This is a genomic window from Variovorax sp. 22077, assembly GCF_052044195.1.
Lineage (GTDB): Bacteria > Pseudomonadota > Gammaproteobacteria > Burkholderiales > Burkholderiaceae_C > Variovorax > Variovorax atrisoli.
In genome coordinates this window covers 1-2,376 of the sequence record NZ_JBQEQC010000062.1, presented here as the reverse complement: position 1 = coordinate 2,376, position 2,376 = coordinate 1, and the positions used below count along the sequence as shown (strand labels likewise).

Sequence of the window (2,376 nt, the reverse complement as noted above, 5' to 3'; positions counted from 1 at the left end):
GTGTTGATTTCCATCCAGAAGTGACCCACTTGGCCGTGTGATTTCCATCTAAATCTGACCCACGTGATAACCCTAACCTGCTGCTTTTAGCAGCAGGAGCACAGGAGTGATTGACGTGGCGACACTGAGTGTCATCAGACGTTGGGCACTGCGAGAGCAACTGTCCATTCGAGAGATAGCCCGGCGCACGGGCCTGTCTCGCAACACCATCCGCAAGTACCTTCGCGAGGGCGAGGCGGCGCCCAGCTACGCGAAGCGCATCAGCCCGAGCAAGCTCGACGCCTTCGCTGAGAAGCTCAGCGGCTGGCTCAAGAGCGAAGCGTCCAAGTCCCGCAAGCAGCGCCGCACGCTCAAGCAGATGCACGCCGACTTGGCCGCGCTGGGCTACCAGGGGTCGTACAACCGCGTGGCGGCCTTTGCACGCCAGTGGTATGCGCACCGCCACGAAGTGCAGCAGACCACCGGACGCGGCACCTTCGTGCCGCTGGCCTTCGGCCCTGGCGAGGCATTCCAGTTCGACTGGAGCGAGGACTGGGCTGTCATCGCCGGCGAGCGCACCAAGCTGCAGGTGGCGCACTTCAAGCTCAGCCACAGCCGCGCGTTCATCGTGCGCGCCTATCTGCTGCAGACCCACGAGATGCTGTTCGACGCGCACAACCGGGCCTTCGAGGTGCTCGGCGGCGTACCGCGACGGGGCATCTACGACAACATGAAGACGGCCGTGGACAAGGTACGCCGCGGCAAGGAGCGAGACATCAACGCGCGCTTCGGCGCCATGGTCAGCCACTACCTGTTCGAGGCCGAGTTCTGCAACCCGGCCTCCGGCTGGGAGAAGGGCCAGGTGGAGAAGAACGTGCGCGATGCGCGGCACCGGCTGTGGCAGACCGTGCCTGCGTTTGCCACGCTGGCGCTGCTCAACAGCTGGTTGGAGGAGCGCTGCAAGGCGCTGTGGGGCGAGATCGCCCACGGCAAGCTGCCGGGCACCATCGCCGAAGTCTGGGCGCAGGAGCGTGCGCTGCTCATGCCGGTGCCCAGGCCCTTCGATGGCTTCGTCGAGCACACCAAGCGTGTCTCCCCCACCTGCCTGGTGCACTTCGAGCGCAACCGCTACAGCGTGCCGGCCTCCTACGCGAACCGGCCGGTGAGTCTTCGTGTGTATGCCGAGCGCCTGGTGGTAGCGGCCGAGGGCCAGATCGTTTGCGAGCACAAGCGCATCATTGGCCGGCGCCACGACACCGCGGGCCACACCGTCTACGACTGGAGGCACTACCTGGCAGTGCTGCAACGCAAGCCAGGAGCGCTCAGGAACGGAGCGCCGTTCAGCGAGCTGCCGCAAGGCTTCAGGCGGCTGCAGGCCGCGTTGATGAAGCAACCAGGCGGCGACCGCGAGATGGTGGAGATCCTGGCGCTGGTGCTGCACCATGACGAACAGGCCGTGTTGACCGCGGTCGAGCTGGCGCTGGAAGCCGGCGTGGCCAGCAAGACCCATGTGTTGAACGTGCTGCATCGCCTGCTCGATGCCAAGCCCATTGCGCCGGCGCCCGTCACGGCGCCGCAGGCGCTGCGCCTGGTGAACGAGCCGAAGGCCGATGTGCTTCGCTACGACACGCTCAGGGGGCGCGCCTGCGCCGCCAGCAGGTCGCGCAACTGGGTGAGCTGCCAGGAGGTGCGCCATGCGACATGACCCAGCCAGCGGCGCGATCGTGATCATGCTGCGCGAACTCAAGATGCACGGCATGGCCCAAGCCGTGGCGGAGCTGGCCGAGCAAGGATCGCCGGCCTTCGAGGCCGCGCAGCCGATGCTCTCGCAGTTGCTCAAGGCCGAGACGGCCGAACGGGAGGTGCGCTCGGTGGCCTATCAGTTGAAGCTGGCCCGCTTCCCAGCCTACCGGGACCTCGCCGGCTTCGACTTCGCCAACAGCGAGATCAATGAAGCCCTGGTTCGCCAACTGCATCGGTGCGAGTTCATGGACGACGCGCAGAACGTGGTGCTCGTGGGCGGGCCGGGCACAGGCAAGACCCACATCGCGACAGCGCTGGGCGTGCAGGCCATCGAACACCATCATCGGCGGGTGCGCTTCTTCTCGACGGTGGAGTTGGTCAATGCCCTCGAGCAAGAGAAGGCCAGTGGCAACCCTGGCCACATCGCGCACCGGCTGATGTACGCGGACATGGTGGTGCTCGACGAACTGGGCTACCTGCCATTCAGCGCTTCAGGTGGTGCGCTGTTGTTCCATCTGCTGTCCAAGCTCTACGAACGCACGAGCGTCGTGATCACCACCAACCTGAGCTTCAGCGAGTGGGCCAGCGTCTTCGGCGATGCGAAGATGACGACGGCGCTGCTGGACCGGCTCACGCATCACTGCCATATTCTGG

2 protein-coding genes are annotated in these 2,376 nt (G+C 65.4%); both read left to right on the top strand.

Annotated elements, in window-relative coordinates; translation table 11 throughout:
* Positions 1-106 precede the first annotated feature (106 nt).
* Complete coding sequence (gene istA, locus ACTJLF_RS34440) at positions 107-1,684, top strand: IS21 family transposase (RefSeq protein WP_132801624.1); 1,578 nt, start codon at positions 107-109, stop codon at positions 1,682-1,684.
* Positions 1,674-2,376, top strand: a 703-nt coding sequence (gene istB / locus ACTJLF_RS34435) for an IS21-like element helper ATPase IstB (RefSeq protein WP_440884875.1), incomplete at its 3' end; no start/stop codon positions are given. The genes istA and istB, both read left to right, overlap by 11 nt.